The sequence below is a fragment of the bacterium genome (assembly GCA_035703895.1).
In the GTDB taxonomy this organism is placed as follows: domain Bacteria; phylum Sysuimicrobiota; class Sysuimicrobiia; order Sysuimicrobiales; family Segetimicrobiaceae; genus Segetimicrobium.
Genome location: DASSXJ010000330.1, coordinates 1 through 3,726, shown reverse-complemented (window position 1 = coordinate 3,726; position 3,726 = coordinate 1). Strand labels below are relative to the sequence as shown.

Here is a 3,726-nt window from a genome sequence, read left to right as displayed (position 1 = left end):
GATGCGGTGGCGCCCCCCTTTCACGCGCCTTGGGAGGGACGAGTGTGGGCCATGATGTGGACCCTGATCCGCCGGCGAGTTTTTAACCTTGACGAGATGCGGCGCGCGATCGAAACGATCCCGCCGTCCCAGTACCTGGCGTCCACGTACTTCGAGCGCTGGGCGACGGCGCTTCATATGTTGCTGCTGGAAAAGGGCCAGATCACGGGGCCGGAGGTCGAAGCTGCGATCCACCAGTTCGAGCGGGAGCCGGAACGGGTTGGGAGATTGGAGCGACGAAACAATCCTGCCCTCGCCGACGCAGTCCTGGCGGCGATGGATCGTCCGCCCCAGGGACGTCGGGAGGCCACCCACCCGCGTTTTCGACCGGGCGATCGGGTGGTGGCGAAGAACCAGCACGTGCCGGGCCACACCCGGCTCCCCCGCTACGTGCGGGGAAGGCAGGGGGTCATCCATCGGGTCCACGGCGAGTACGACTTTCCCGACACTAAGGCCCATGGGTGGGGCGACCATCCGTGTCCTGTCTACTCGGTGCGGTTCGCTGCGCGGGAGCTCTGGGGGGACGCCGCCTCCCCGCGGGACAGCGTCTACATCGACCTGTGGGAGAACTACCTGGATCCCATCTGAGCCATGCTCCATCAGAGAGGTGATGGCGTCATGCACGAGCACGATCACGACCACGGTCACGGGCACGCGCATGAGGGTGAGCTCTCCCCGGCTCAACTGCGCACAGCTGCTCTGGAATCCCTCTTGATCGAAAAAGGCCTGTTGTCTTCAGACACGATCGACCGGCTCGTGGAGCGATACGAAAGAGATATCGGACCCATGATCGGGGCCAGGGTCGTGGCCCGCGCGTGGGTCGATCCCGAGTATAAGCAGCGCCTCTTGTCGGACTCCATGTCCGCGCTGGCCGAGCTGGGTGTCCACATGAATAACCTTGTCGTGGTCGAGAATACCCCGACGGTGCAGAATGCCATCGTCTGCACCCTGTGTTCCTGCTATCCCTGGGCCGTGTTGGGACTGCCGCCCATCTGGTACAAGGACCCGGCCTACCGTTCCCGCATGGTCATCGAACCGCGCGCTGTGCTCCGCGAGTTCGGCTTGGACGTGGACGAGTCGGTGGAGATCCGGGTATGGGACAGCAGCGCCGAACAGCGGTACCTGGTCCTCCCGGAGCGCCCCCCGGGCACCGAAGGCATGACCGAGACGGACCTTGCGGCCCTGATTCCACGTGACGCCATGATCGGTGTCGCCAGGGTCGCGGCGCCCACGCCTGGGCGTTAGGAGATCTTCCCGATGAGCGACGCCACGAGACCGCCGATCGATGTCGAAGGCGCAGCGGCCCCACCCCGCCGCAACGGTGAACTGGTCTTCCAGGAGCCCTGGGAGGGGCGCGCGTTCGGCATGGCCGTGACCTTGGGCGATGCGAGGCTCTTTCCGTGGGAGGCATTTCGACGCCGGCTCATCGCGGCCATTGCTGAGGGGGGGCCGAACTACTATGAGAACTGGCTGGCCGCTCTTCAGACGCTCTTGGTCGAAAGCGGCGTCCTGAGTGCGGCTGAGATTGAAACCCGCGTGAAGCAGTTCGCCATGGGAGAGCGCGACATCGTGCACCCCGGTGCGTCCTGACTCCGAGCCCTCTGTAGGCGGATTATTCGGCTGAGGAGAGGGCCGCGGCCGGCCGTGCGGAGCGGAACCGCCAGTTGACCACGACGATGCCGGAGACCACCAGAAGCGAACCGAGCACGAGGTGCCAGTCGACTCGTTCCCCGAGAAACGCGATGCCGAGGATGAGGCCGATCACGGGAAAGACGTAGGTCACAAGCGACGCCCGGGTGGGTCCCCACGCGTTGATCAAATAGAAGTAGAGCAGGTAGGCCAGGCACGATCCCAGGAGCCCGAGCCACGCAAGCGCGATCCATGGCAGGGCCGCCGCGGGGAGGTGCAGCGGCCGCTCGGCAACCCCCACCGAGGACCAGAGGATCACGTCCCCCACGAGGACGACCATGGTCGCCTGCAGCAAAGGGGGCTCCGCGCGCAGGTGCCGGCGCGAGAACGTCGAGGCTACCGCGTAACTTACGGTGGCGATCAACACGGCCAGCTGGCCCCACGCGGTCCCGTGAAACCCCTCCGGGCCCAGGTCACGGCTGCCGAGTACAAGCACGCCTCCAAAGCCCACGACCAGGCCCGCGAGGCGCGCGGGGGTCATCTTGTCGTCGTGCAACCAGAAATGGGCGATCAGGATCGTGAACAGTGGCATCGTCCCGTTCAAGATCGCGGCGAGCCCCGAATCGATCCTGGTCTCTCCCCAGGCGATCAGCGCGAACGGCACCGCCGACTGAAGAACGCCCAAGATCACGTACGCCCGCAGGGTCCGCCAATCGCGGGGAAACGGCTGCCGTTGGATCTTCATGACCACAAGCAGGCCGAGCACGCCGATGAGCTGGCGGAACGCGGCGACGGCGAGGGGACCCATGAACCCGACCGCGATCTTGATCCATAGAAACGACGACCCCCACACCAGGCCCAACAACCAGAACGCGCTCCACTCCTTGAGCCGCATCCGCGCCCCCTGTACGTTCTCGATCGACAATACGCTAGGATAACGGTGGAGTCTATCCGGGTATTGCGCTGTAATCACGAGACCGAGAAGGAGGCGCGCGGGCATGACTGAGGGCCTTGCGGGAAAGGTCGCGATCGTGACCGGAGCCGGCCGCGGCATCGGTCGGGCCATCGCCGGACGGTTGGCCGATGACGGAGCCGCGGTCGTCGTGGTCGACCGTGATGAAGGGATGGCTACAGGCGCGGCGCGGGAACTGACCCAGGCGGGACGGCGGAGCCTCGCGGTCGCGGCCGACGTCGGGTCCGCCGAGGATCGGACGCGGTTCATCGCCGCGGCCGTCGATGCGTTCGGCCGCTTGGACATCCTCGTCAACAACGCCGGCATCGTTCGCGTCCACCGTCCTGAGGCCGTCACCGAGACGGAGTGGGACGCGATCATGAACGTGAACTGCAAGGCGGTGTTCTTCGGCTGCACGGCGGCCCGCCCGCACCTCGTCGCGGCCGGGGGCGGGCATATCGTCAACATCGCCTCGATCGCCGGGAAACTGCCGACGCCCTGGTGGACGCCATACGGGGTGAGCAAGGCGGGCGTGATCGCGCTCACGCGCAGCCTCGCCGTGGCGTTCGCGCCGGACCGGATCCATGTGAACTGCGTCTGTCCCGCTCCGGTTGAGACGCCGATGTGGCATCAGATCGACTACGAGGACGGTCCCCGGATCGGGTTCGCGCCCGGGACGTTCACGAAGATGCGGCTCCAGAGCACGCCGCTCGGCAGGCTGGCGCAGCCGGGCGACGTGGCCGGGGTGGTCGCGTTCCTCTGCTCGCCGGATGCCGGGTATATGACCGGGCAGGCGATCAACGTGAGCGGCGGCCTCATCTCTCACTAAGGGTGCCGCGCCGATCGGGCGCCCACACAACCGGGAGGGATTCATGGCTGATCCACTCGTGATCGCGCACACGCAGCTCACGACGCAGGATCTCGAGACGCTGTACCGCTACATGATCCTGCAGCGACTGGCAGAGGATCGGATCGTGAAACTGTATCAGAGCGGCGCGATCGTGGGAGCCTGCTTCACCGGCTACGGCCATGAGGCGATCGCGGTCGGGGCGGCCTACGCGCTTGGGCCGGACGACGTCGCATCCACGCTGCATCGCGACCTCGGG

General features: G+C 66.3%; 6 protein-coding genes. 5 read left to right on the top strand and 1 reads right to left on the bottom strand.

Annotated elements, in window-relative coordinates:
• The 3 genes from nthB to VFP86_21795 all read left to right on the top strand — a co-directional run.
• The coding region (nthB, locus tag VFP86_21805; GenBank protein HET9002285.1) for a nitrile hydratase subunit beta at positions 1-627 on the top strand (627 nt) is incomplete at its 5' end.
• A 30-nt stretch (positions 628-657) separates the two neighbouring features.
• Positions 658-1,284 carry a nitrile hydratase subunit alpha gene (gene nthA / locus VFP86_21800; GenBank protein ID HET9002284.1) on the top strand — a complete coding sequence of 209 codons (627 nt, stop codon included), beginning with the start codon at positions 658-660 and terminating at the stop codon, positions 1,282-1,284.
• Positions 1,285-1,296: 12 nt separating this feature from the next.
• The gene (locus VFP86_21795) at positions 1,297-1,629 is read left to right on the top strand and encodes a nitrile hydratase accessory protein (GenBank protein HET9002283.1); all 333 of its coding nucleotides are present in this window, start codon (positions 1,297-1,299) and stop codon (positions 1,627-1,629) included.
• A 22-nt stretch (positions 1,630-1,651) separates the two neighbouring features.
• Here the strand turns inward: VFP86_21795 and VFP86_21790 are convergent, their stop codons facing one another.
• Positions 1,652-2,563 (bottom strand): EamA family transporter, encoded by a 912-nt coding sequence (locus VFP86_21790; protein ID HET9002282.1) that lies wholly within the window; start codon positions 2,561-2,563, stop codon positions 1,652-1,654.
• A 103-nt stretch (positions 2,564-2,666) separates the two neighbouring features.
• On the opposite strand from VFP86_21790, the gene VFP86_21785 reads away from it, so the two are divergent.
• Entirely contained in the window at positions 2,667-3,449 is a 783-nt protein-coding gene (locus VFP86_21785; protein HET9002281.1) for an SDR family oxidoreductase, read from the top strand.
• Positions 3,450-3,492: 43 nt separating this feature from the next.
• Positions 3,493-3,726: thiamine pyrophosphate-dependent enzyme (locus tag VFP86_21780; GenBank protein ID HET9002280.1), on the top strand; the 234-nt coding region annotated here is incomplete at its 3' end.

What these genes read in the sequence shown, in the direction of transcription:
- nthA (HET9002284.1), top strand. Translation starts at nt 658, where the DNA reads ATGCACGAGCACGATCACGACCACGGTCACGGGCACGCGCATGAGGGT.
- VFP86_21790 (HET9002282.1), bottom strand. Translation starts at nt 2,563, where the DNA reads ATGCGGCTCAAGGAGTGGAGCGCGTTCTGGTTGTTGGGCCTGGTGTGG.
- VFP86_21785 (HET9002281.1), top strand. Translation starts at nt 2,667, where the DNA reads ATGACTGAGGGCCTTGCGGGAAAGGTCGCGATCGTGACCGGAGCCGGC.
- VFP86_21795 (HET9002283.1), top strand. Translation starts at nt 1,297, where the DNA reads ATGAGCGACGCCACGAGACCGCCGATCGATGTCGAAGGCGCAGCGGCC.